The sequence below is a fragment of the Enterobacter sp. K16B genome (assembly GCF_020216105.1).
GTDB classification, from domain to species: domain Bacteria; phylum Pseudomonadota; class Gammaproteobacteria; order Enterobacterales; family Enterobacteriaceae; genus Enterobacter; species Enterobacter sichuanensis.
Window position 1 is genome coordinate 54,085 of sequence record NZ_JAIWJZ010000037.1, and the last position, 22,924, is coordinate 77,008.

At 54.2% G+C, this 22,924-nt stretch carries 25 protein-coding genes; 14 read left to right on the top strand and 11 right to left on the bottom strand.

The window, feature by feature from the left end; translation table 11 throughout:
* Positions 1 to 3: 3 nt before the first annotated feature.
* The 3 genes from astE to ves all read left to right on the top strand — a co-directional run bounded on the left by astE (position 4) and on the right by ves (position 2,648).
* Positions 4 to 969 (top strand): succinylglutamate desuccinylase, encoded by a 966-nt coding sequence (astE, locus tag LDK53_RS09505; RefSeq protein ID WP_225285902.1) that lies wholly within the window; start codon positions 4 to 6, stop codon positions 967 to 969.
* 332 nt (positions 970 to 1,301) lie between these two features.
* On the top strand, positions 1,302 to 1,793 hold the full coding sequence (spy, locus tag LDK53_RS09510) for an ATP-independent periplasmic protein-refolding chaperone Spy (RefSeq protein ID WP_208282931.1): 492 nt from the start codon (positions 1,302 to 1,304) through the stop codon (positions 1,791 to 1,793).
* Positions 1,794 to 2,090: 297 nt separating this feature from the next.
* A complete protein-coding gene (ves, locus tag LDK53_RS09515; protein WP_225285920.1) occupies positions 2,091 to 2,648 on the top strand; it encodes an environmental stress-induced protein Ves in 558 nt (185 codons plus the stop codon).
* On the opposite strand, the gene cho is transcribed toward ves, so the two are convergent.
* Both cho and nadE read right to left on the bottom strand, forming a co-directional pair.
* Positions 2,626 to 3,504 (bottom strand): excinuclease Cho, encoded by an 879-nt coding sequence (cho, locus tag LDK53_RS09520; RefSeq protein WP_059385758.1) that lies wholly within the window; start codon positions 3,502 to 3,504, stop codon positions 2,626 to 2,628. The genes ves and cho overlap by 23 nt on opposite strands.
* Before the next feature lie 114 nt (positions 3,505 to 3,618).
* Positions 3,619 to 4,446, bottom strand: a complete 828-nt coding sequence (gene nadE, locus LDK53_RS09525) for an ammonia-dependent NAD(+) synthetase (protein WP_025757359.1) — start codon at positions 4,444 to 4,446, stop codon at positions 3,619 to 3,621.
* A gap of 221 nt (positions 4,447 to 4,667) precedes the next feature.
* Here nadE and osmE point away from each other — a divergent pair, with 221 nt between their 5' ends.
* From osmE to chbG, 7 genes are all read left to right on the top strand, one after another.
* Positions 4,668 to 5,012, top strand: a complete 345-nt coding sequence (gene osmE, locus LDK53_RS09530; protein WP_003857836.1) for an osmotically-inducible lipoprotein OsmE — start codon at positions 4,668 to 4,670, stop codon at positions 5,010 to 5,012.
* Positions 5,013 to 5,293: 281 nt separating this feature from the next.
* The gene (gene chbB, locus LDK53_RS09535) at positions 5,294 to 5,611 is read left to right on the top strand and encodes a PTS N,N'-diacetylchitobiose transporter subunit IIB (protein ID WP_008500676.1); all 318 of its coding nucleotides are present in this window, start codon (positions 5,294 to 5,296) and stop codon (positions 5,609 to 5,611) included.
* A 79-nt stretch (positions 5,612 to 5,690) separates the two neighbouring features.
* Positions 5,691 to 7,049: a PTS N,N'-diacetylchitobiose transporter subunit IIC gene (gene chbC / locus LDK53_RS09540; protein ID WP_025757358.1), complete on the top strand. Its 1,359-nt coding sequence runs from the start codon at positions 5,691 to 5,693 to the stop codon at positions 7,047 to 7,049.
* A 47-nt stretch (positions 7,050 to 7,096) separates the two neighbouring features.
* Positions 7,097 to 7,444, top strand: coding sequence for a PTS N,N'-diacetylchitobiose transporter subunit IIA (gene chbA / locus LDK53_RS09545; RefSeq protein WP_047958323.1), 348 nt, complete (start codon positions 7,097 to 7,099; stop codon positions 7,442 to 7,444).
* Positions 7,445 to 7,473: 29 nt separating this feature from the next.
* Positions 7,474 to 8,292, top strand: a complete 819-nt coding sequence (gene chbR, locus LDK53_RS09550) for a transcriptional regulator ChbR (RefSeq protein WP_025757356.1) — start codon at positions 7,474 to 7,476, stop codon at positions 8,290 to 8,292.
* Between the two features lie 109 nt (positions 8,293 to 8,401).
* A complete protein-coding gene (locus LDK53_RS09555) occupies positions 8,402 to 9,757 on the top strand; it encodes a 6-phospho-beta-glucosidase (protein WP_225285932.1) in 1,356 nt (451 codons plus the stop codon).
* A gap of 11 nt (positions 9,758 to 9,768) precedes the next feature.
* A complete protein-coding gene (gene chbG, locus LDK53_RS09560) occupies positions 9,769 to 10,518 on the top strand; it encodes a chitin disaccharide deacetylase (protein ID WP_225285947.1) in 750 nt (249 codons plus the stop codon).
* Positions 10,519 to 10,606: 88 nt separating this feature from the next.
* Here chbG and katE read toward each other — a convergent pair whose 3' ends face one another.
* Complete coding sequence (gene katE, locus LDK53_RS09565; protein WP_225285968.1) at positions 10,607 to 12,856, bottom strand: catalase HPII; 2,250 nt, start codon at positions 12,854 to 12,856, stop codon at positions 10,607 to 10,609.
* 203 nt (positions 12,857 to 13,059) lie between these two features.
* Between katE and cedA the strand changes: the two genes are divergently transcribed.
* Positions 13,060 to 13,299: a cell division activator CedA gene (cedA, locus tag LDK53_RS09570; protein ID WP_025757352.1), complete on the top strand. Its 240-nt coding sequence runs from the start codon at positions 13,060 to 13,062 to the stop codon at positions 13,297 to 13,299.
* 48 nt (positions 13,300 to 13,347) lie between these two features.
* Here cedA and tcyP read toward each other — a convergent pair whose 3' ends face one another.
* The 3 genes from tcyP to hxpB all read right to left on the bottom strand — a co-directional run bounded on the left by tcyP (position 13,348) and on the right by hxpB (position 16,230).
* Positions 13,348 to 14,739, bottom strand: a complete 1,392-nt coding sequence (gene tcyP, locus LDK53_RS09575; protein ID WP_126801664.1) for a cystine/sulfocysteine:cation symporter — start codon at positions 14,737 to 14,739, stop codon at positions 13,348 to 13,350.
* 127 nt (positions 14,740 to 14,866) lie between these two features.
* Positions 14,867 to 15,457 (bottom strand): metal-dependent hydrolase, encoded by a 591-nt coding sequence (locus tag LDK53_RS09580; RefSeq protein WP_225285981.1) that lies wholly within the window; start codon positions 15,455 to 15,457, stop codon positions 14,867 to 14,869.
* A gap of 101 nt (positions 15,458 to 15,558) precedes the next feature.
* Complete coding sequence (gene hxpB, locus LDK53_RS09585) at positions 15,559 to 16,230, bottom strand: hexitol phosphatase HxpB (RefSeq protein WP_225285992.1); 672 nt, start codon at positions 16,228 to 16,230, stop codon at positions 15,559 to 15,561.
* Between the two features lie 148 nt (positions 16,231 to 16,378).
* Here hxpB and LDK53_RS09590 point away from each other — a divergent pair, with 148 nt between their 5' ends.
* Complete coding sequence (locus LDK53_RS09590) at positions 16,379 to 16,915, top strand: YniB family protein (RefSeq protein ID WP_025757348.1); 537 nt, start codon at positions 16,379 to 16,381, stop codon at positions 16,913 to 16,915.
* A gap of 36 nt (positions 16,916 to 16,951) precedes the next feature.
* Here the strand turns inward: LDK53_RS09590 and LDK53_RS09595 are convergent, their stop codons facing one another.
* The 3 genes from LDK53_RS09595 to pfkB all read right to left on the bottom strand — a co-directional run bounded on the left by LDK53_RS09595 (position 16,952) and on the right by pfkB (position 19,247).
* Positions 16,952 to 17,812: a fructosamine kinase family protein gene (locus LDK53_RS09595; protein WP_225285994.1), complete on the bottom strand. Its 861-nt coding sequence runs from the start codon at positions 17,810 to 17,812 to the stop codon at positions 16,952 to 16,954.
* 105 nt (positions 17,813 to 17,917) lie between these two features.
* Positions 17,918 to 18,208, bottom strand: coding sequence for a type V toxin-antitoxin system endoribonuclease antitoxin GhoS (gene ghoS / locus LDK53_RS09600; RefSeq protein WP_225286007.1), 291 nt, complete (start codon positions 18,206 to 18,208; stop codon positions 17,918 to 17,920).
* 106 nt (positions 18,209 to 18,314) lie between these two features.
* The gene (gene pfkB, locus LDK53_RS09605) at positions 18,315 to 19,247 is read right to left on the bottom strand and encodes a 6-phosphofructokinase II (RefSeq protein WP_225286154.1); all 933 of its coding nucleotides are present in this window, start codon (positions 19,245 to 19,247) and stop codon (positions 18,315 to 18,317) included.
* 295 nt (positions 19,248 to 19,542) lie between these two features.
* Here pfkB and LDK53_RS09610 point away from each other — a divergent pair, with 295 nt between their 5' ends.
* Positions 19,543 to 20,301 (top strand): YdiY family protein, encoded by a 759-nt coding sequence (locus tag LDK53_RS09610; RefSeq protein WP_025757344.1) that lies wholly within the window; start codon positions 19,543 to 19,545, stop codon positions 20,299 to 20,301.
* Positions 20,302 to 20,371: 70 nt separating this feature from the next.
* Here LDK53_RS09610 and yniD read toward each other — a convergent pair whose 3' ends face one another.
* Entirely contained in the window at positions 20,372 to 20,479 is a 108-nt protein-coding gene (gene yniD / locus LDK53_RS09615) for a small membrane protein YniD (RefSeq protein WP_008500658.1), read from the bottom strand.
* Positions 20,480 to 20,577: 98 nt separating this feature from the next.
* Positions 20,578 to 20,670, bottom strand: a complete 93-nt coding sequence (yncL, locus tag LDK53_RS09620; RefSeq protein ID WP_021241082.1) for a stress response membrane protein YncL — start codon at positions 20,668 to 20,670, stop codon at positions 20,578 to 20,580.
* Between the two features lie 322 nt (positions 20,671 to 20,992).
* Here yncL and thrS point away from each other — a divergent pair, with 322 nt between their 5' ends.
* On the top strand, positions 20,993 to 22,921 hold the full coding sequence (thrS, locus tag LDK53_RS09625) for a threonine--tRNA ligase (protein ID WP_025757343.1): 1,929 nt from the start codon (positions 20,993 to 20,995) through the stop codon (positions 22,919 to 22,921).
* Positions 22,922 to 22,924 lie beyond the last annotated feature (3 nt).

The following is a 22,924-nucleotide window of genomic DNA, read 5'->3' on the forward strand; positions in this document are numbered from 1 at the left end:
GGTATGGAAAATTTACTGGCGCTGACCCTGGCTGATGAAACGCCGGAACAGAGTGAGGGGGAGGGCCCCTCATTCCACTGGCGGTGGCTGGGGCGTGGTGTGCTTGAACTGACGCCGGTTGTAGAGAGCGATCTCTCGCTACTGCTTTCGACCGGTATTCACGGGAATGAAACGGCGCCCGTGGAGATTGTTGACCTGCTGCTGTGCGCGTTGTATCGCAAAGAGATTACGCTTCAGTGCCGCGTGCTGGTGGTGCTTGGGAACCCACCCGCGCTGGCGCAAAACAAACGCTATCTGGTGAGTGACATTAACCGCATGTTCGGCGGGCGCTGGTCGCAGTTCCCGCAGAGTGATGAGACGGCGCGGGCGCAGTGGCTGGAGAACGTGGTGAGCGCGTTTTTTGCGGCGGCGGGGCCAGTGCGCTGGCATCTGGATCTGCACACGGCCATTCGCGCGTCTTACCATGTCCGCTTCGGCGTGCTGCCGCAGCGCAATCAGCCGTGGGATGAAGCGTTCCTCGACTGGCTGGGTGATGCCGGGCTGGAGGCGCTGGTGTTCCACCAGTCACCAGGCGGAACCTTTACGCACTTTACCTGCGAACACTTCGGCGCGCTGGCCTGTACGCTGGAGCTGGGGAAAGCGTTGCCGTTTGGGCAAAACGATCTCACTCGCTTTGCGCCAACGCATCTTGCCCTGCGGGCATTGCTGGGTGGGGCGGCGCCCGAGCACACGCATCAACCCGTCGAGCGGTATCGGGTTGTACAGCAGATCACGCGCCGCAGCGATGCTTTCCAGCTTCATATGGCCGCGCACACCCTGAACTTCACGCCGTTTCGTAAAGGGGCGCTGCTGGCTGAAGATGGCGAAGAGCGTTACGAGGTGCAGAAAACCACCGAGTATGTGTTATTTCCCAACCCCACCGTGGCATTTGGCCTGCGTGCCGGGCTGATGCTGGAAAAAATATCCTGACCTTTTCCCCTCTCATCACTCGGGAGGGGAAAAACATTTCTTAGCAATTAAAGCGCTCATACTTCTTTTGCGGATTATTCCTGGTGAATTGCTTTTTTATTAATCCGCTCTCCGCTATACTTCTGCTCATTCTCTTTAAAATCATCGTTTTAAATATTATTTGTTGCAGCTCTCCACGCTTTATCCTTATTTCCTCCACATTTGACGAAAATTTGTTTTTCACACTTTCATTGTTTTACCGTTGCTCTGACTAATTGACGATAAACCCCGTAAAGTTAATCTCGTCAACACGGCATAGCGCCGAAGAATAACTGAAAGAAAGGAAATAAATTATGCGTAAGTTTACTGCACTGTTTGTTGCTTCTACCCTGGCTCTGGGCGCTACCAGCATGGCGTTCGCCGCAGATACCGCAACCACCTCTGGCGCGCCTGCCGAAGGCAAAATGATGATGCATCATAAAGGCAAGCCGGGTATGCACGAGATGATGATGTTTAAGGACCTGAACCTGACAGATGCGCAGAAGCAGCAGATCCGCGACATCATGAAAAGTCAGCGCGATCAGATGAAACGTCCACCGCTTGAAGAGCGTCGTGCGATGCATGACATCATCGCCAGCGACAGCTTCGATAAGGCGAAAGCTGAAGCGCAGATCGACAAAATGGCCGAGCAGCATAAAGCCCGCATGCTGGCTCACATGGAAACCCAGAACAAGATCTACAACATTCTGACACCGGAACAGAAAAAACAATTTAATGCGAATTTTGAGAAGCGTCTGACAGAACGTCCGGCGATGGAAGGTAAAATGCCAGCACCAACCGAATAATCGGTTCACGCTCTTAAGACCGCCGGGATCCTGTCCACAAAAGCGCAATCGCTGTGGACAGGACCGGCGGTTTTTCTTTCCTGCCCTCTTGCCTGCCGCCGCCAGCGCGGTATTCTCCTGTAGTCGCTTCAGAGAATGTTTGTAGAGTCATGACGTTAGTAAATTTATTGACGTTGCGCTAAGGCTTGCCCGCTCTGCTGCCGATACTGTGTCTGTGAATACCCAACGATAACAAACAAGACAGCAACGATAGCAATATCTTTGCCCTGGCACGGGGTGTGCCATTCAGGAGTGGTGATGGAGTTCTTTGATATCCGTAAGATGCCGGTCAGCCTCTGGCGCAATGGTGCTGGGGAAACGCGTGAGATTTGTTGTTTCCCACCCGCAACGCGCGATTTTCACTGGCGTGCCAGTATCGCGACTATCGCCAGCAACGGCGAATTCTCCTCATTCCCCGGTGTCGATCGGGTGATTACCTTGCTGGAAGGAGGGGAGGTGACGCTCGATGCCGGTCAGGCGTTCTTCCATACCCTCAAGCACCATCAGCCTTACAGTTTTGCCGGCGATCTGCCGGTCAAGGCGCTGCTGTCCGATGGGCGGATGGCGATGGACTTCAACATTATGACCCGTCGCGACTGTTGTCGGGCGAAGGTGCGCGTGGCCGACCGGACCTTTACCACCTTTGGCACACGCGGGGGCGTGGTCTTTGTCTTAAGCGGGGCGTGGCAGTTGGGGGATAAATTGCTGACGGCCGATCAGGGCGCCAGCTGGGAGGAGGGTACCCATACTCTGCGTCTGCTGGAGCCTCAGGGCACCCTGTTATTCAGTGAAATTACGTGGCTGCTAGGCCATTGAGCTCAATGACTTCAAACTTACCGGCTAAGACGGGTTTACAGAGAATTTTATAGCCATCGTGGTCAAATCCGGCGGGTGTGCGCAACAGGGTTGCCGCGTCGTTGATATCGTCGACGGCGCCCAGCCAGAACCAGTTGTTGACGATGTGGTACTGGGTCATCGCTTCACCCACCTCTTTTAGCGCAACGGCGCCTTCCCAGGGCCAGCAGTTAACGCTGATGGTCGACAGGCCTGCGAGGAGCCGGGCGTGATGCGCGTCGACACTCTCTTTCCCGCAGCAGGCGCCTGCGCAGCGCTTAAGTGCCGACCGGAAACAGGCCCGTCCGCGGGTGGTCGCCTCGAGACCCAAAAGGCTGTAACAAAGCTGCAGTTCATCCGCCAGGGTTTGCAGCGCCTGGAGCGCGGCACGTTTATTCGCAAACAGGCCGTAAAGATTCGGGGCATGAGAAAAATCGACCTCGCGCGCGTAGACAACCTGCGGCTTGCCGGCGGTTATTTGCAGGGAGCAGAGCTGACGATTGCGGCGCAGGCGCTTGTTAAACAGCGGCTGTTGTTCTTTGATAAGTCTGGCTTCCAGTAACAGCGCGCCCATTTCTCCCGCCGTCTCGAACCAGGATATGCGACGCGACTGGCGCAGCATGGCGGCCTCGTCCGGCGTACGCAGATGGGATAACACCCGGCTGCGAATATTCACGCTTTTGCCGATATAGAGCGGCAGGGTGTCGCTTTCACCGTGAAAGATATACACGCCCGGCAGCTTAGGCAGCGCTTCAAGCCAGGGACGAAGGTGCTCGGGATATTCGTAGATAGCCGCCGCTTCAAATTCAAGACGCGGGGCGGATTGACGCCTGCTCACATACCACTCCATATACTGTTCAGGTATACAGTGTAACAGAGGCGGTTTGGTTAAAAAAGAGCCGGGTGGCGGCTGCGCCTTACCCGGCTTACAAAACTGGGTTACCGTTTTGCTTTATTTTTTCCAGAAATCGTCAAACACCGTAATCGGTGGGCGACGCTTGTGTTCGGTTTTCAGATACCAACCTTCGATGATTTTGGCGGTACCTTCATCCAGCGTTTTGCCTTCAAGATAATCATCGATATTGTCATAGGTCACGCCCAGGGCTGCTTCATCCGGCAGGGAAGGACGATCGTCCTCCAGATCCGCTGTCGGCGCTTTCTTGTACAGATGCTCCGGGCAGCCCAGCGCGGCAAGCAGCTGCTTACCCTGACGCTTATTCAGACGGAAGATCGGGTTAATGTCGGTGCCGCCGTCGCCGTATTTGGTGAAGAAACCGGTGATCGCTTCGGCTGCATGGTCGGTGCCGACCACGACGCCTTTGGTCATCCCGGCGATGCTGTACTGCGCTTTCATACGCTCACGGGCTTTTTCGTTGCCGCGAACAAAATCGCTCAGCTCAATGCCCGCTTCGCGCAGGGCCTGCTCGCTCGCCAGCACCGATCCTTTGATATTCACCGTCAGTACGCGGTCAGGCTGAATAAAGGCGATGGCATCCTGACAATCCTGTTCGTCCGCCTGTACGCCATACGGAAGGCGCACGGCGATAAACTGCAGGCTTTCATCTCCCGTCTCCTCGCGCAGCTCTGAAATCGCCATCTGGCAGAGCTTACCGGTCAGCGTGGAATCCTGGCCGCCGCTGATGCCCAGCACCAGAGATTTCAGGAAAGAGTTGGTCTTTAAATACGCTTTTAAAAAATCCACGCTGCGGCGGATCTCTTCATTTGCATCTATCGCGGGCTTCGCGCCCAGCGCCTGGATAATCTCTTGTTGCAGAGTCATCACGCTCTCCATAAACAGAATGTGTTAACTGTTAAAACTAACCCTTTGGACGGAAAACGACAAGGATCACAGTTTCGAGTGCGCTAATTTGCGCCGTTTTAGCAGGTTATCGTTGTTTTATTAGAATTTTCCGAAATTCGTCTGGCGTAACTCACAAAGTTGAACAATAGTACTTTTTATCCCATGCTTAGATAACACGCTGATAAACAAGAGGACGGAATATGAACAAGAACGTAGCAGGAATTCTTAGCGCAGCGGCGGTACTGACTATGCTGGCAGGGTGTACGGCGTACGATCGCACTAAAGATCAGTTCACACAGCCCGTGGTGAAAGATGTCAAAAAAGGCATGACGCGTTCGCAGGTGGCTGCGATTGCCGGTAAGCCGTCTTCAGAAGTGACGATGATCCACGCGCGTGGTACCTGTCAGACCTATATCCTGGGTCAACGTGATGGTAAGGCAGAAACCTACTTTGTCGCGCTGGACGATACCGGTCATGTCATCAACTCCGGGTATCAGACCTGTGCAGAATATGACACCGATCCGCAGGCACCTAAGGCGCAGTAACCTTGCTGCTCTGAGGATGTTAACAAACCGGCCCATCGGCCGGTTTTTTTATCCATACGTAAATCTTATTTCTTTGCGCGAATTATTTGCCCGAAATGTGAAGGTAGTCAACAAGCCAGGTCAATGAGAGACAATTTAGGCCTGTCCAGAATTATCCCCCCTCTGTACCATTACGTATACTCACTCCAACGATAAACAACAGTCAGCACACTACCTGTCAGCCAGGAGAGCGAGTCGAGTGATAGCGAGACGGCAGGTAGTCATACAAGAGGGAAATTACGATGGAAAAGAAACATATCTACCTGTTCTGCTCAGCGGGCATGTCAACCTCGCTTCTGGTGTCAAAGATGCGTGCGCAGGCTGAAAAGTATGAAGTGCCTGTGGTGATCGAAGCGTTCCCGGAAACGCTGGCGGGTGAAAAGGGGCAGACTGCGGATGTTGTTTTACTCGGGCCGCAAATTGCCTACATGCTGCCAGAAATACAGCGTCTGTTACCCAATAAACCGGTCGAAGTGATCGACTCGGGGCTGTACGGCAAGATTGATGGTTTAGGTGTACTTAAAGCTGCTGTGGCAGCCATTAAAAAAGCGGCTAATTAATTTTTATTTTTCCCGTCAAAGAGTTATTTCACACACAATACGCCGTAACAGTCGTTGCGGCATTTAAGGGTATTTTCCTATGAGTAAAGTCATCGCTTCACTTGAAAAGGTACTCCTTCCTTTTGCTGTTAAAATAGGAAAGCAGCCTCACGTTAACGCCATCAAAAACGGCTTTATTAAATTAATGCCATTGACGCTGGCCGGGGCAATGTTCGTTTTAATTAACAACGTTTTTCTGAGCTTTGGTGAAGGTTCCTTCTTTTATTCATTAGGAATTCGCTTAGACGCATCGACAATTGAAACCCTTAATGGTTTTAAAGCCATCGGCGGTAACGTATACAACGGTACGTTGGGTATTATGTCGCTGATGGCGCCTTTCTTTATCGGGATGGCACTGGCAGAAGAGCGGAAAGTGGATCCGCTGGCCGCCGGGTTATTATCCGTTGCCGCCTTTATGACCGTAACCCCCTACAGCGTCGGTGAAGCCTATGCGGTGGGCGCCAACTGGCTGGGTGGGGCCAACATCATCTCCGGTATTGTTATCGGTCTGGTGGTGGCAGAGATGTTTACCTTTATTATCCGTCGCAACTGGGTGATTCGCCTGCCGGATAGCGTGCCGGCGTCCGTTTCCCGTTCATTTTCCGCGTTGATTCCAGGCTTCATTATTCTCTCCATCATGGGGATTATTGCCTGGGCGCTCTCTCACTGGGGCACAAACTTCCACCAGATCATCATGGACTCTATCTCTACGCCGCTGGCGTCGATGGGTGGTGTGGTCGGTTGGGCGTACGTGATTTTCACCTCCCTGCTGTGGTTCTTCGGCGTGCATGGTTCACTGGCACTGGCCGCGCTGGACAGCGGTATCATGACCCCATGGGCACTGGAAAACGTTGCACTTTATCAGCAGTACGGCTCCGTTGACGCGGCGCTGGCGGCCGGTAAAACCTTCCATGTTTGGGCGAAGCCGATGCTGGACTCCTATATCTTCCTGGGGGGTACCGGGGCGACGCTGGGTCTGATCATCGCGGTCTTTATTGTTTCTCGTCGCGCAGACCATCGTCAGGTGGCGAAGCTGGCACTGCCGTCAGGTATCTTCCAGATTAACGAACCGATCCTGTTTGGTCTGCCAATCATCATGAACCCGGTTATGTTCATTCCCTTCATCCTGGTTCAGCCGCTGCTGGCGGGGATCACCCTGACCGCGTATTACCTGGGCATTATCCCACCAATTACCAACATTGCGCCGTGGACCATGCCGGCGGGTCTGGGGGCGTTCTTCAACACCAACGGTAGCGTCGCCGCCTTCCTGCTGGCGATATTCAACCTCGGGATTGCAACGCTGCTCTACATGCCGTTCGTGGCCATCGCCAACAAAGCCGCAACCGTTATTGATGAAGAAGAGAGCGAAGAGGATATCGCCCTCGCACTGAAATTCTAAAATTGCACGGCGCGGGGCAACCCGCGCCAGCGAAAAGGAGCTTAAAGATGTTAGATTTGGACAGTATCGTTGCAGAAGAAAGCGCAGAGAATGACCTCGAAGAAGTGGTGATGGGCCTTATCATCAACTCCGGTCAGGCACGCAGCCTGGCGTATGCCGCGCTCAAGCAGGCTAAGCAGGGGGATTTCGCCGCCGCGAAAACCATGATGGAACAGTCCCGTACCGCGCTCAATGAAGCACACCTGGTGCAGACGAAGCTGATTGAAGGCGACCAGGGCGAAGGGAAGATGAAGGTCAGTCTGGTGCTGGTACACGCCCAGGATCACCTGATGACCTCGATGCTGGCGCGCGAGCTGGTGGCGGAGTTAATTGAGCTTCACGAGAAGATGCAGTAAGTCAGACTGAGTAGCAGGGGGTCAGCACGATGGAAATTAAAACCGCACTTGAGCAGCAACTGTTTAATGGCAAGAATTTTCACGTGGTTATCTACAACAAGACGGAGAGCGCGAGTGGTCTGCACCAGCATGACTACTACGAGTTCACGATTGTTCTGACCGGCCGCTACTATCAGGAGATCAACGGTAAGCGCGTTCTGCTTGAGCGCGGAGATTTTGTCTTTCTGCCGATGGGCTCCCATCACCAGAGCTTTTACGAATTTGGCGCCACCCGCATTCTGAACGTGGGCGTCAGCAGGCGCTTCTTTGAGAAGCACTATCTGCCGCTGGTGCCGTTCTGTTTTGTGGCATCACAGGTCTATCGCGTCAAAAACGAATTCATGACCTGGATTGAAACGGTGATTGCCTCGCTCAACTTTCGCGACAATGAGTTCGATGAATTTATTGAAACGGTGACCTTCTACGTGATGAACCGGCTGCGCCATCACCGTGAAGAGCAGCAGGTGACGGATGATATTCCACAGTGGCTGCGCAGCACCGTTGAGCTGATGCACGATAAAGGCCAGTTCAGCGAAAATGCGCTGGAAAATATGGTTTCACTGTCGGGGAAATCCCAGGAATATCTGACCCGTGCGACCCAGCGTTATTATCGTAAAACGCCGGTGCAAATTATTAATGAAATCCGCATTAACTTTGCCAAAAAACAGCTGGAAATTACCAACTATTCTGTCACGGATATTGCCTATGAGTCCGGGTACAGCAGTCCCAGCCTGTTTATTAAAACGTTTAAGAAATTGACCTCATTCACACCAAACAGTTACCGGAAGAACCTGACGGTAATTAATTAACGTTCGGCGGTTTGCCCGCCACAAATATTGCTTTAATGGCTTGCCCAAATAGCGGGAAGAGTACGCTATACCTTGCAGGCGATTAACCTGATACGCTAAGGGAGATATTATGCAGAAGAAATTGAAAGTCGTAACCATTGGTGGCGGCAGCAGCTATACCCCGGAATTACTTGAAGGTTTCCTGAAACGGTATCACGAATTACCGGTCAGCGAATTATGGCTGGTTGACGTTGCGGAAGGGCAGGAAAAACTGGATATCATTTTTGACCTGTGTCAGCGCATGGTGGCGAAAGCCGGTGTGCCTTTAACCGTACACAAAACGCTCGATCGCCGTCTGGCGCTGAAAGATGCGGATTTCGTTACCACCCAGCTGCGCGTGGGCCAGCTGAAAGCGCGCGAGCTGGACGAGCGTATTCCCCTGAGCCACGGTTATCTGGGACAAGAGACCAATGGCGCGGGCGGCCTGTTTAAAGGTCTGCGTACCATCCCGGTCATTTTCGACATCGTCAAAGACGTGCAGGAGATCTGCCCGAACGCGTGGGTGATTAACTTCACCAATCCGGCCGGTATGGTGACCGAGGCGGTCTATCGGCATACGAATTTCAAACGCTTTATCGGCGTCTGTAACATTCCGATTGGCATGAAGATGTTTATCCGCGACGTGCTGGGGCTGACCGACAGCGACGATCTCTCCATCGATCTGTTCGGCCTGAATCACATGGTGTTCATCAAAGATGTCATCGTGAACGGAAAATCGCGCTTTGCCGAACTGCTCGACGGCGTGGCGTCGGGACGTCTGACCGCCGCATCCGTGAAAAATATCTTCGACCTGCCGTTCAGTGAAGGGCTGATCCGTTCCCTGAATCTGCTGCCGTGCTCCTACCTGCTCTACTACTTCAAGCAGAAAGAGATGCTGGCCATTGAAATGGGCGAGTACTATAAGGGCGGCGCACGGGCTCAGATCGTGCAGAAAGTTGAGAAACAGCTGTTTGATTTGTATAAAGATCCGAACCTGAACGTCAAACCAAAAGAGCTGGAGCAGCGCGGAGGGGCTTACTACTCCGATGCGGCGTGTGAAGTGATCAACGCCATTTACAACGACAAGCAGGCCGAGCACTACGTCAATGTGCCGCACCATGGCCATATCGACAATATCCCGGCAGACTGGGCCGTGGAGATGACCTGCATCCTCGGCCGTGATGGCGCGAAACCGCATCCGCGTATTACCCACTTTGATGAGAAGGTGATGGGCCTCATTCACACCATCAAAGGGTTCGAGGTGGCAGCCAGCAACGCGGCGCTGAGCGGTGAGCTGAACGACGTGCTTCTGGCGCTGAACCTCAGCCCGCTGGTGCATTCCGACCGCGACGCAGAAGTGCTGGCGACGGAGATGATCCTGGCCCACGAAAAATGGCTGCCAAACTTTGCCGCCACGGTAGAGAAGCTCAAGTTCCAACACCGTTAAGAGGATGTGCGATGGAAAACCTGCTGATCGTCAATGCTGATGATTTTGGCCTGTCGAAAGGGCAGAACTACGGCATTGTTGAAGCCTGCCGTCGGGGGGTAGTCACCTCGACGACGGCGCTGGTTAATGGAGAAGCGATTGAGCATGCGGCGCAGCTGAGCCGCGAGGTGCCTGACCTGGGCGTGGGCATGCACTTTGTGCTGACTCTGGGCATGCCGCTTTCAGCGATGCCGGGCCTGACGCGCGACGGACAGTTGGGGAAATGGATTTGGGAGATGGCGGAACAGGACGCGCTGCCGCTTGAAGAGATTGCCCGCGAGCTGGACTGTCAGTTCAACCGTTTTGTGGACCTCTTTGGTCGTGAACCGACGCATATCGACAGCCATCACCATGTGCATATGATCCCGGCGATTTTCCCTCTGGTTGCGGAATTTGCGCAGCGTAAAGGCGTCGCCATGCGCGTGGATCGCGACGTGCGAGGGCTGCCGGCATACGCCGTGGCCACAACCGAGGGGTTCAGCAGCGCGTTCTACGGCGATGCGATCGACGAGGCGCTGTTCCTGAAGGTGCTGGATGATTCCGCCGCACGGGGTGAACGGTCGCTGGAGGTGATGGCGCATCCCGCCTTTGTCGATAACACCGTGCGTAAGAGCGCCTACTGCTGGCCGCGTCTGGCGGAGCTGGATGTGTTGACGTCGCCATCGCTCAAGTACGGGATTGCTGAGCGCGGATATCGGTTGGGAACGTTCGGGGATCTTTGAAATAAAGCCCGGCGGCGGCTTCGCCTTACCGGGCCTACAAAACCAATCGAATGTAGGCCGGGTAAGCGCAAGCGCCACCCGGCTTTTTTTACGCCGGAATCTGATCGATCTTGCTGCTTCGCGACCAGACGCGGTGCGCGGCGAGCAGATCAAACAGCTTCGTCATAAACGCATCGTCAACGTTATCTCCCTCCACTATGCCGTCCTCACCTTGCTCGGCCACCTTCAACGGCGCTTTAAACTGTCGCGTATCGCCGGAAAGGGCGATCGGTTTCAGGTGCTTATAGGCTTCGAGCAGATAATAGATGGCGTCACCGTTAGTCAGCAGGCTGGTTATATCCCCGCCCGGCACAATCACCGCGTCCACCGTCAGCGACGGTGCACCGGCAAAGGTTGCCGCTACCGGCAGCACGGAGCCGTCATCAGCGGTCACTTCACCCATGCGTGAATAAAGCAGTTTGGCGTGTACGCCTTTGGTTTTCAGCGCCTGCATGATCCCCAGCACGTCGCTGGCGCGGGTTTTGTCGTTCAGCAGGATCGCCACCACGCGGCCTTTGATCGACCCTCCCGGCACCGCGTACAGGCTCAGCGACGGATCTTTCTTGATGCCGTTAACCTCTTTCGGCGGCGCAAGATTGCGCTGTTCATCGGTCAGCGTGATACCCAGGTTATCCGCCACGCTCTGGGCAAGCTGAATATCAATATGCGCCAGCTGGTCGACTACGCGCTCGCGGATATACGTGCGCACCACTTTGCTCAGTTCGAAGCTGAAGCCGCCGATAATATGCTGCTGTTCAATCGGCGTCTGGCTGTTCCAGAACAGGCGAGGGTGGGCGTAATACTCGCCGAACGACGGGCTGCGCTCGCGAATTTTGTTGCCATCGATCCGCTCCTGATACGATTCGAATCCACCACGTTTTGGGGCCGGAGGGGTTTCACGCGGCCAGTTATCGTTGATGGAGTTCGGCTCATAGTTGGCCGGGTTGGTATCAATATCCTGACGGTGCATCCCGTCGCGCTGGAAGTTGTGATACGGGCAGGTGGGGCGGTTGATCGGGATCTCGTGGAAGTTCGGCCCGCCAAGACGGCTGATCTGCGTATCGGTATACGAGAACAGGCGCCCCTGTAACAGCGGATCGTTGGTGAAGTCCAGCCCCGGCACGATATGCCCGGGATGGAAGGCGGCCTGTTCGTTTTCGGCAAAGAAGTTATCCGGGTTGCGGTTGAGCACCATTTTACCCACCAGCTGAACCGGCACCAGCTCCTCCGGGATCAGTTTGGTCGGGTCCAGGAGATCGAAATCGAACTTAAATTCGTCCTCTTCCGGGATCAGCTGCAGGCCCAGTTCATATTCCGGGAAGTCACCGGCTTCAATGGCCTCCCACAGCTCCCGGCGATGGAAGTCCGGGTCGCGCCCGGTCAGCTTCTGCGCCTCATCCCACACCAGCGAGGCTTTACCCGCCACCGGTTTCCAGTGGAAACGGACAAACGTGGCTTTCCCCTCGGCGTTGATCATCCGGAAGGTGTGAATGCCAAACCCCTCCATGGTGCGGTAACTGCGGGGGATCCCGCGGTCTGACATCGCCCACATCACGTTGTGCAAGGTTTCAGGCTGCAGAGAGACATAGTCCCAGAAGGTGTCGTGCGCACTTTGTCCCTGCGGTATGGCCCAGTGGGGCTCCGGTTTTACCGCATGGACAAAGTCAGGAAATTTATGCGCATCCTGAATGAAAAACACCGGGGTGTTATTACCCACCAGATCGAAAATACCCTCTTCGGTATAAAACTTGGTGGCGAAGCCGCGGATATCACGCACTGTATCCGCCGAGCCCGCACCGCCCTGAACGGTGGAGAAACGCACAAACACCGGCGTTATCTTGTCCGGATCGGAGAGGAAGTCCGCTTTGGTGATCGCTTTCAGGCTCTTGTAGGGCTGGAAGTAGCCGTGCGCAGCGGAGCCGCGCGCGTGGACGATGCGCTCCGGTATGCGTTCGTGGTCAAAGTGGGTAATTTTTTCCCGCAGGATAAAATCTTCCAGCAGGGTTGGCCCGCGGGACCCGGCGCGCAGGGAGTTCTGGTCGTCAGCGATGCGCACCCCCTGGTTGGTGGTCAGCGCATAGCCTTCTCCGCCTTTGCGATGAGGATCGAGGGATTTGAGCTTCTCATTGCCGGTGTCCGGTGATTTCAGACTGCCCGGCGCGGTAGGCTGCTCGCCTGGAGCGGACGGGCCAGGGGAAGGGCGATGAGAGCCATCTTCAGGGGCAAGGGAGTCCATCCCAGGTTGCGATTCTTCGGTGCCATGAATGGGTGATTGATGTGTTTTATCTTTGTTCGACATTGCACGCTTCTCCTTTATTCATTCCTAAAAAACCCTGTTAACTATAGAACAATGTAGGGAAAGGGCAGGTGAACTAAGAGTTTTCAGATACTGACTGCGTAAAAGGCACGCTCAACCACACGCAAGGCGCGACGCGTGGGGGCAGGATCGGCTATCATAGAATTTTCCTGCTTCAAGAATTTGTTTTAGTGAATCCGTCGCTTATGAAACCTCTTCGTCAACAAAACCGCCAGGTTATTAGCTATGTGCCCCGCGTTGAGCCCGCGCCGCCTGACCATGCACTGAAAGTGGAGGGGTTTCGCGATGTCTGGCAACTGCGGGGTAAATACGTGGCCTTTGTGCTGATCGGCGAACACTTCCGTCGGTCCCCCGTGTTTACGGTGCCGGAGTCCGCGCAGCGGTGGGCGATGCAGATACGCCAGGATGAAGAGGTTGAAGAATAACAGTCATAAAAAAACCGCCATCAGGCGGTTTTTTTATTTCTACAGTGATTAACGGTGCGCCAGCTCGGCGTCGTCTTCACTTTCCAGAATCGCTTTGTCAGTTTGCTTCAGCCACTGGCTGGTCAGCGTACCGGCGGTCATCGAGCCGCTGACATTCAGCGCGGTACGGCCCATGTCGATCAGCGGTTCAACGGAGATCAGCAGGGCGACCAGCGTAACCGGCAGGCCCAGCGCTGGCAGAACAATCAGCGCGGCGAAAGTTGCGCCACCGCCAACGCCCGCAACGCCTGCGGAGCTCACGGTCACAATCCCGACCAGCGTGGCGATCCAGACCGGATCCAGCGGGTTAATCCCCACCGTTGGCGCGACCATCACCGCCAGCATTGCCGGGTAGAGGCCTGCGCAACCGTTCTGACCAATGGTTGCACCAAACGAGGCCGAGAAACTGGCGATAGACTCAGGCACGCCCAGACGACGGGTCTGCGCTTCCACGTTCAGTGGAATAGACGCGGCGCTGGAACGGCTGGTGAAGGCAAAGGTCAGCACTGGCCAGACTTTACGGAAGTATTTCAGCGGGCTGACGCCGTTTACACCCAGCAGGATACCGTGCACCACGAACATGATGCCCAGACCCAGGTAAGAGGCGACGACGAAACTTCCCAGCTTAATGATGTCCTGCAGGTTAGAGCCAGCGACCACTTTGGTCATCAGCGCCAGCACGCCATACGGGGTTAACTGCATCACCAGACGTACCAGCTTCATCACCCAGCTTTGCAGGGTATCGATGGCAGTCAGCACGCGCTCGCCTTTTGGCGCGTCGTCTTTCAGCAGCTTCAGCGCCGCCACTCCCAGGAACGCGGCGAAAATCACCACGCTGATGATGGAGGTTGGATTTGCACCGGTCAGGTCAGCAAACGGGTTCTTCGGAATGAAGGAAAGCACCATCTGCGGCACGGTCAGGTCAGCCACTTTACCTACGTAGTTGGTCTGAATCGCGGTCAGACGCGCCGTTTCAGCACTGCCCTGAACCAGACCTTCGGCCGTCAGGCCAAACAGGTTGGTCACCAGCACACCCACCAGCGCGGCAATCAGCGTGGTAAACAGCAGCGTACCGATGGTCAGGAAACTGATTTTGCCCAGTTGAGTGGCGTTATGCAGGCGCGCAACGGCGCTCAGAATAGAGGCGAACACCAGCGGCATAACGATCATCTGCAGCAGCTGAACATAGCCGTTACCGACAATGTTGAACCACTGAATAGAATCTTTCAGAACTGGATTATCGGAGCCATAAATCGCCTGTAATGCCAGACCAAATACGACACCCATGGCCAGACCGACCAGCACTTTCTTCGCCAGGCTCCACTGTTTGTGGCGCGTCTGCGCGAGAAGCAATAGCAATACAACGAACACAACGACGTTCGCGATGAGTGGAAAATTCATCCCCGTTCTCCTGATTTATAATCGGGCCGGTTTTTACCCATCCTGTTGGCGGAAGGTTAGCAGAAGTGTGATGTAGCGCTTATATCCAAATGGAATGGGTTATGACAAATGGGATGATTTTGTCGGTTTACTGTTCAATCTGGTGATGAATAAAACGATTGAACTGAAATTGCAGTGAATTAATCATCTGGGACGACCAGCGGACTGCACTGTTTTCGGGCATTGTTTGCGGCATCCAGACGGCGTAAGCAAACAGGGCCATGCACAATGCGCGCTCAAGCTGGTTACCTTTCTGGGGAACAAGGATGGGAAAACGGAAACGCCAGCGGCAGGGCCACAGCAGCGGCACGCCCGCAGGCGTCAGCATATCGGCGAGAATATGGCTCAGATAACCCAGCACCATGCCCTGAATGGCATCCGCAGGCACTATCCAGCTTTCGGGCACTTTTAAATAGAACAGCGTCAGCAGGCCAAATACGGCCAGCAGACTGTGGGTAAATCCCCGGTGGCCGAACGCGCGGGCGATGGGTTTTGACACCCACTTCAGACGTTGTCCGAGGAAGGATTTCGGGTGGTCGATGTCGGGCAGCAGACAGGTTAATACGGCGGAAGGGACAATATGCCACCAGTCCCCCTGTGCCAGCACGGGGGTGAGTTCAGCATTTTTGGCAAATACTGCACACGCAATAGAAAAAAGCAGGTGGCCTTCCGCCGTCATGATAAAACCCACGAAACTGTCAATTCATACAGTATAGGGTTTTTATACAGTAGGCGGAAGAGGTGACGGTGTAACTGTTTGTCACAAACCGGCGATAAGGGTTAACCGCCCAGCAGGTGTCGTGCCGTGAGCTCTGTCAGTGACGTGAGCTTAACATCGGCCAGGGCAAACCGGGGATCGTGACGGCCCTCTGCAGCGGGCACCACAATGGAGCGCATCCGCGCGGCTTTGGACGCCACCATACCGTTAACGGAATCTTCCAGTGCCACACAGTTAAGGGGATCCAGGCCCAGTTTCGCGGCGCAGTCCAGATAGACCTGAGGATGCGGCTTGCTGTAAGGCAATTTTTCAGCGGACGCCAGGGCGTCGAAACTGTCGCGCAGCTCAAACATGGTGAGCACTTTTTCCAGCATGTGCAGCGGGGAGGCGGAGGCCAGGCCGACTTTCAGCCCCTGAGCTTTGCACAGCGCGACGGCGTCACGTACGCCGGGCAGCAGCGGCCTGTTCTCTTCCACCAGGGAAATCGCGCGGCTGATAATACGGGCGGTTACTTCATCACGGTCGGGGCCCACCCACGGCTGTTGGGCAAACCACAGGTCCACCACCATGTCGATGCGCAGACCCAGCGTATCAGGAAGTTCATTACGGCGGTTGATATCTACGCCCAGACTGGCCATGACGTCCAGTTCAGCGCGATCCCACAACGGCTCGGAATCGATCAGTAATCCATCCATGTCAAAAATTGCGGCAAGAATTTGGCGCGGTGTCGACATCACAACGTCTCCTTATCCAGGGTGTTCGACAGACGATACGTGCTAAGCACACTCTGCAATTTAGCATATTGCTTTTAAAGAGCGGGCGAAATTGATGACCAGAAGGTAGACTTAGGCACAAATAACGCGTCTTTATGAAGAGGAACTGATGACGTATCAACAAGCTGGACGCATTGCGGTCTTAAAACGGGTTGCTGGCTGGGTGATTTTTATTCCCGCCGTTATTTCTACGCTGATTTCTGTGCTCAAGTTCATGTACGATCACAGCGAAAAACAGCCGGGTATTAATGCGGTCATGCTTGATTTTGCGCATGTCATGATTGAGATGATGCGTTTTAACACGCCATTTTTGAATGTCTTCTGGTTCAACTCCCCCACGCCGGACTTTCATCAGCAGCTCAATATTGGGTTCTGGATTATCTATGCGCTGATCTTTATCGCCATGGCGTTGCAGGCCTCCGGCGCACGGATGAGCCGTCAGACGCGTTTTCTTCGTGAAGGGGTTGAAGATCAGATGATTCTCGAGCAGGCCAAAGGCCCGGAAGGGATGACCCGGGAACAGATTGAGTCCAGGATTGTGGTTCCGCGTCACTCCATTTTTCTGCAGATCTTCCCGCTCTATATCCTTCCTGCGATCGTCATTGTGGCGGGGTATTTCTTCTTCTCACTGCTTGGTTTTCTGTAAGCGATAAGGGTGGCGTTCAGGCCACCCGTTTTGTTGTCAGGCAGCAAGCATGCGTTCGAGCGCCCGCTGGGCGTTCACAAGGTGTTCGCCACCAAAGAGGATGGCGCGGTTCATCAGCGTATACAGCTGATACACCGGTTGACGATCGAGGAAACCGTGCGGCAGGGGGGAAACGGACTGGTACCCGTCGTATATTTGCGGCGGCTGCTCAGGATGCAGCGGCAGCATGGCCAGATCGCACTCTCTGTCACCCCAGTAACAGGCCGGGTCGTAGATATAGGGGCCGTTGGGCCCCAGTGCGCAGTTATCGGACCATAAATCACCGTGCAGCAGAGACGCCTGCGGCTGGTGGGAGGCCAGACGCTGCTGAACGTGTTCGACGATGGCATCAATATTGCCAAATTCCAGCCCTTTCTCAGCAGCCAGCTCAAGCTGCCAGCCAATGCGTTGCTCGGCAAAAAACGTCGACCAGCGGCGCTGCCAGGCATTGGGCTGAGGGGTGGTGGAGAGATCGTTGTCGAAATCGAGACCAAACTGCGGCTGGTCGCTCCATTGATGGAGTCGCGCTAATTGCTGGCCGAGAATAAAGGCGTTATGGGCATCCAGCGGACGGGCAGGAAGATATTCCATCACCAGAAAGCTGTAGTCGCGGTCGCTACCCATGGCCAGGACCTGCGGAACCGTCACCGTTTTGCTGCGGGACAACAGCTCCAGCTGGTCAGCTTCGGCGGTAAATATTGGAAGAAGCTCACGTTCATCGCATTTTACGAAGAGATCTCGGTCTGCGTAGCGTAAATGCCACGCGGCGTGGATCTCTCCGCCTGGCAGTTCGTTACGCAGTTCGATTTCACCTTCACCCAGTTGCTCACTTAAAAGATGACTGATAGCCTGCCACATGATGTCTCTCCCATGTTGTCTGCCAGATCATAAAGTTAGCGCATTATTGCGGTAAAAAAATACGAACTAACGCACACCTGAGCGGTTTAAATTCATGCAGGGCACTTATTGTTCTTTTTTCTGCCAGCTTTCCCAGGTATCGACGTCAATCTCGGTAGGTTTGTCGGTCACACTTTCCACCAGACTGGCGGCCAGCGCATGCACTTCTTCTTTAGTCAGCGCAGAAATGAGACCAAATGTCAGGGTGCCTAAATCGTGAATATTGCCCTCGTCATCCGTGAGCGTGAGGAGAAACTTAGCCCGGGTGAAGGCGTTGTTGAGCTCATTCAGCTCCGTCAGCGAGGCTTCATGAAGGTTGACGGTTACGACGTAGCGGGTGATGTCACCACTGCTCATAATTCACCTCATTGTTATCATGGAAGTTTTCTTAGCATAGTCGATAGTTTGCGTTTGGCGACTAAGAGATGACATTCCCCTCCATAACGATGAAGGGGAACGGGCGTTAATCTCGGGACAGGTAATCGACGATTTTTTGCGTATCGGCCAGCGAACACAGACGCGTGCCCTGGTTGATGGTTGCGGCGCTACCCGCCGCCACACCGTAACGCGCCATTTCCAGCAAAGACGCGCCCTGCGCCAGTTTCATCGTCATCGCGCCAACCATGCTATCCCCGGCGCCAACCGTACTCTGACTTTTCATGGGCGGTGGGACAACCTGAACGGCTGACGTTTCATCGACGGCCAGTGCCCCCTGAGGCCCCAGAGAGACCACGACGCGTCGTGCTTTGCCGCTGCATACCAGTTCCTGTGCGGCGGTGCGAACATCATCCGGTTGCGTCAACTCTCGGTTGACCAGCGCGCTGAGCTCTTTCTGGTTCGGTTTGACCAGCTCCAGATTGCCCGGCACGAGTGCCGCCTGAAGGGCCTCGCCGCTGCTGTCGACAATGCAGCGGATGCCGCGCTGCTGCGCCGCCTGAATAAGCGCGGTTAATTTATCTGTACTCACTCCGGGGGGCAGGCTGCCGCTTATCACCAGCAGTGCGCCGCTCTCTATGGTCAGTACTTTCTCTTCAAGCTGACGAAACTCGTCATCACTGAGCTTCGCGCCGGGCATCACAAAGCGATACTGCTCGCCGCTGGATTCCACGTGCACATGCAGGTTCTGCCGCGTCCAGTCTTTGGCCTCCACGGTCTCTACGGCGACCTGTTCATCTGCCAGCAAAGAGACCAGGTGTTCGCCAGTGGCGCCGCCGACGGGAAAAATTGCCGTGGCGTGGCCGCCAAGGTGCGTAATGGCGCGCGCCACATTGATACCGCCGCCGCCGGGCTCAAAAACAGGGGCGCTACAGCGCAACTTACCTTCCGGGTAAATCTGCGGCGTCAGGGTTGCGGAATCAAGGGAAGGGGAGAGCGTCAGGGTGTAGATAGAAACCATCATTACCTCCTTTTAGCGTGGGTTCCTATTAGTCTGGCACCCTTTGTCTGGAACGCAATGTAAATAACAGTATGATTTTAAATATGAATACAGACGTAAAGTGAGGCGCGGGATATATAAAATAAAACGCTTTTTGGGATCGTTCTTATTCAAAAAATGAAATAAGAAAACATTGCTATGTTATTTGCGGCTTTTTATAATTTGTTACCTTTCTCTGGACGCCTTGTCATTGATCCTCAAGAAAGATTCCGGGACCGTGTGGTCTCTTTTTTTGTTGTACGGACTCCTTAATAAAATGAAGCTTTTAAAGACAGTTCCCGCTGCACTGATGCTGGCGGGTGGCGTGTTTGCAGCTATGAACGCAGCCGCCGATGATACCGTTTTTACTGTCATGGACGATCCCACCACCGCGAAAAAACCTTTTGAAGGTAACCTGAACGCTGGGTATCTGGCACAATCCGGTAACACCAAAAGCTCCTCTCTGACAGCGGACAGTACGCTCACCTGGTACGGTAACACGACCGCCTGGTCGCTGTGGGGAAATGCCAGCAACACGTCCGCGAATGACGAACGCTCTTCCGAGAAATATGCGGTAGGCGGACGTAGCCGTTACAACATGACCGACTATGACTACCTGTTTGGTCAGGCAAGCTGGTTAACCGACCGCTACAACGGTTATCGCCAGCGCGATGTGTTTACCGCCGGTTATGGTCGCCAGTTCCTGAACGGCCCGGTACACAGCTTCCGTTTTGAATTCGGTCCAGGTGTGCGCTATGACGAGTACACCGATGGCGATACCAAAACCCAACCGCTCGGTTACGCGTCCGGGACCTATGCCTGGCAGATGACTGACAACACCAAATTCACGCAGGGTGTTTCTGTATTTGGTGCCGACGATACGACGCTGAACTCTGAGACGGCGCTGAACGTGGCCATCAACGAACACTTTGGGCTGAAAGTGGCCTACAACGTCACCTGGAACTCGTCACCGCCAGAAACGGCACCGGATCATACCGACCGCAGAACCACGGTTTCACTGGGTTATAAAATGTAATTATGGCGGGCCGATGAAAATGTCGGCCCGTTTCTCATCTCAGGCCAGTTGGCTTTCCTTCTGTTGACGTTTAGCCCCAAATCATCGCCGCCCAGCGAAGTAGCAGCATTGCGCCGCAGATGGCAATCAGCACCAGTACCATTTTCCAGTGTTTTACGGCAAATCGTTTTGTTGGCATAACCTGATCCTTGTTTGCTAACACCCACAGTCTATCAAACAGGGCTGATACATGCCCCTTCACAGGATCGATCAGGTTATGCCAGCGTAGGGTTGGGCTTAGAACCAGTGGAATCGTTCGGCGAGAATCAACAATAAACCTGTCGCTGAAAGGATGTTCAATATCACAACCGTTCTACTGGATACGTTCATGGTATGCACCTTTGGGTTTAAAGATCTGTTCAAGAGTAGCCCAGCATTTCAGGAATGCGAACACCGGGAACTGGCCACCTGCAAATTCATGCAAAAGTGCCAGCGCATCAATCTGCCAGCAGAGGATGCATACGCCCTGTGATTAGTGTTAACATTACGAAGCCTGCCGTAAATCCGAATTATTCTGATTCTGGCAGGTGAATGATGACGAACCAATTTGACGATTGTTGGTCAGATGGTCTCGTAATCTATTGTCAAATCACGATTATTTTCTTTGTATATGCTCTTATGTGTGGGGCATCACTGCAAATAAGGATATAAAATGCCTGTAATTACTCTTCCTGATGGCAGCCAACGCCATTTCGATCACGCTGTAAGCCCAATGGATGTTGCCCTGGATATCGGTCCGGGTCTCGCGAAAGCGACTATCGCTGGCCGTGTTAACGGTGAACTGGTGGACGCCTCCGATCTCATCGAAAACGATGCGACGCTTGCCATCATCACCGCGAAAGACGAAGAAGGTCTGGAGATCATTCGTCACTCCTGCGCGCATCTGTTAGGTCATGCCATCAAACAGCTGTGGCCCAACACCAAAATGGCGATCGGTCCGGTGATCGACAACGGTTTCTACTACGACGTTGACCTTGACCACACCCTGACTCAGGAAGATATCGACGCGCTCGAAAAACGTATGCACGAGCTCGCCGAAACCAACTATGACGTCATCAAGAAGAAAGTCAGCTGGCACGAAGCGCGTGAAACCTTCGTGAAGCGCGGCGAGAGCTATAAAGTCTCTATTCTTGACGAAAATATCTCCCATGATGACAAGCCTGGCTTGTACCATCACGAAGAATACGTCGACATGTGCCGTGGACCGCACGTGCCGAACATGCGCTTCTGCCATCACTTCAAACTGATGAAGATCGCAGGCGCTTACTGGCGTGGCGACAGCAACAACAAGATGTTGCAGCGTATTTATGGTACCGCGTGGGCCGACAAAAAAGCCCTGAACGCGTACCTGCTGCGCCTGGAAGAGGCTGCGAAGCGTGACCACCGTAAAATCGGTAAGCAGCTTGACCTGTACCACATGCAGGAAGAAGCGCCGGGTATGGTGTTCTGGCATAACGATGGCTGGACCATTTTCCGTGAACTGGAAACCTTCGTACGCTCCAAGCTGAAAGAGTACCAGTATCAGGAAGTGAAAGGTCCGTTCATGATGGACCGTGTGCTGTGGGAAAAAACCGGCCACTGGGACAACTACAAAGATGCGATGTTCACCACCTCGTCTGAGAACCGTGAATACTGCATTAAGCCAATGAACTGCCCGGGCCACGTTCAGATCTTCAACCAGGGTCTGAAATCCTACCGCGACCTGCCGCTGCGTATGGCGGAGTTCGGTAGCTGCCACCGTAACGAACCATCAGGTGCACTGCACGGTCTGATGCGCGTGCGTGGCTTTACTCAGGATGATGCGCATATCTTCTGTACTGAAGACCAGGTCCGTGATGAAGTTAACGCCTGTATTCGTATGGTCTACGATATGTACAGCACCTTTGGCTTCGAGAAGATCGTGGTCAAACTCTCAACGCGTCCGGAAAAACGTATCGGTAGCGATGAGACCTGGGATCGCGCAGAAGCGGATCTCGCCGTGGCACTGGAAGAGAACGGGATTCCGTTCGAATATCAGCTGGGCGAGGGCGCATTCTACGGTCCGAAAATTGAATTTACCCTGTATGACTGCCTCGATCGTGCATGGCAGTGCGGAACGGTACAGCTGGACTTCTCCCTGCCGCAGCGTTTAAGCGCCTCTTATGTTGGCGAAGACAACGAGCGTCAGGTACCGGTTATGATTCACCGTGCAATTCTCGGTTCTCTGGAGCGCTTCATCGGCATCCTGACCGAAGAGTTTGCTGGCTTCTTCCCAACCTGGCTTGCGCCGGTGCAGGTGGTGGTGATGAACATTACCGATTCTCAGGCGGATTACGTTAAAGAATTGACGCAGAAACTACAAAATGCGGGCATTCGCGTAAAAGCAGACTTGAGAAATGAGAAGATTGGCTTTAAAATCCGCGAGCACACTTTACGTCGTGTCCCGTATATGTTGGTCTGTGGTGATAAAGAGGTGGAAGCAGGCAAAGTTGCCGTTCGCACCCGCCGTGGTAAAGACCTGGGCAGCCTGGACGTAAGTGAAGTGATTGAGAAGCTGCAACAAGAGATTCGCAGCCGCAGTCTTCAACAACTGGAGGAATAAGGT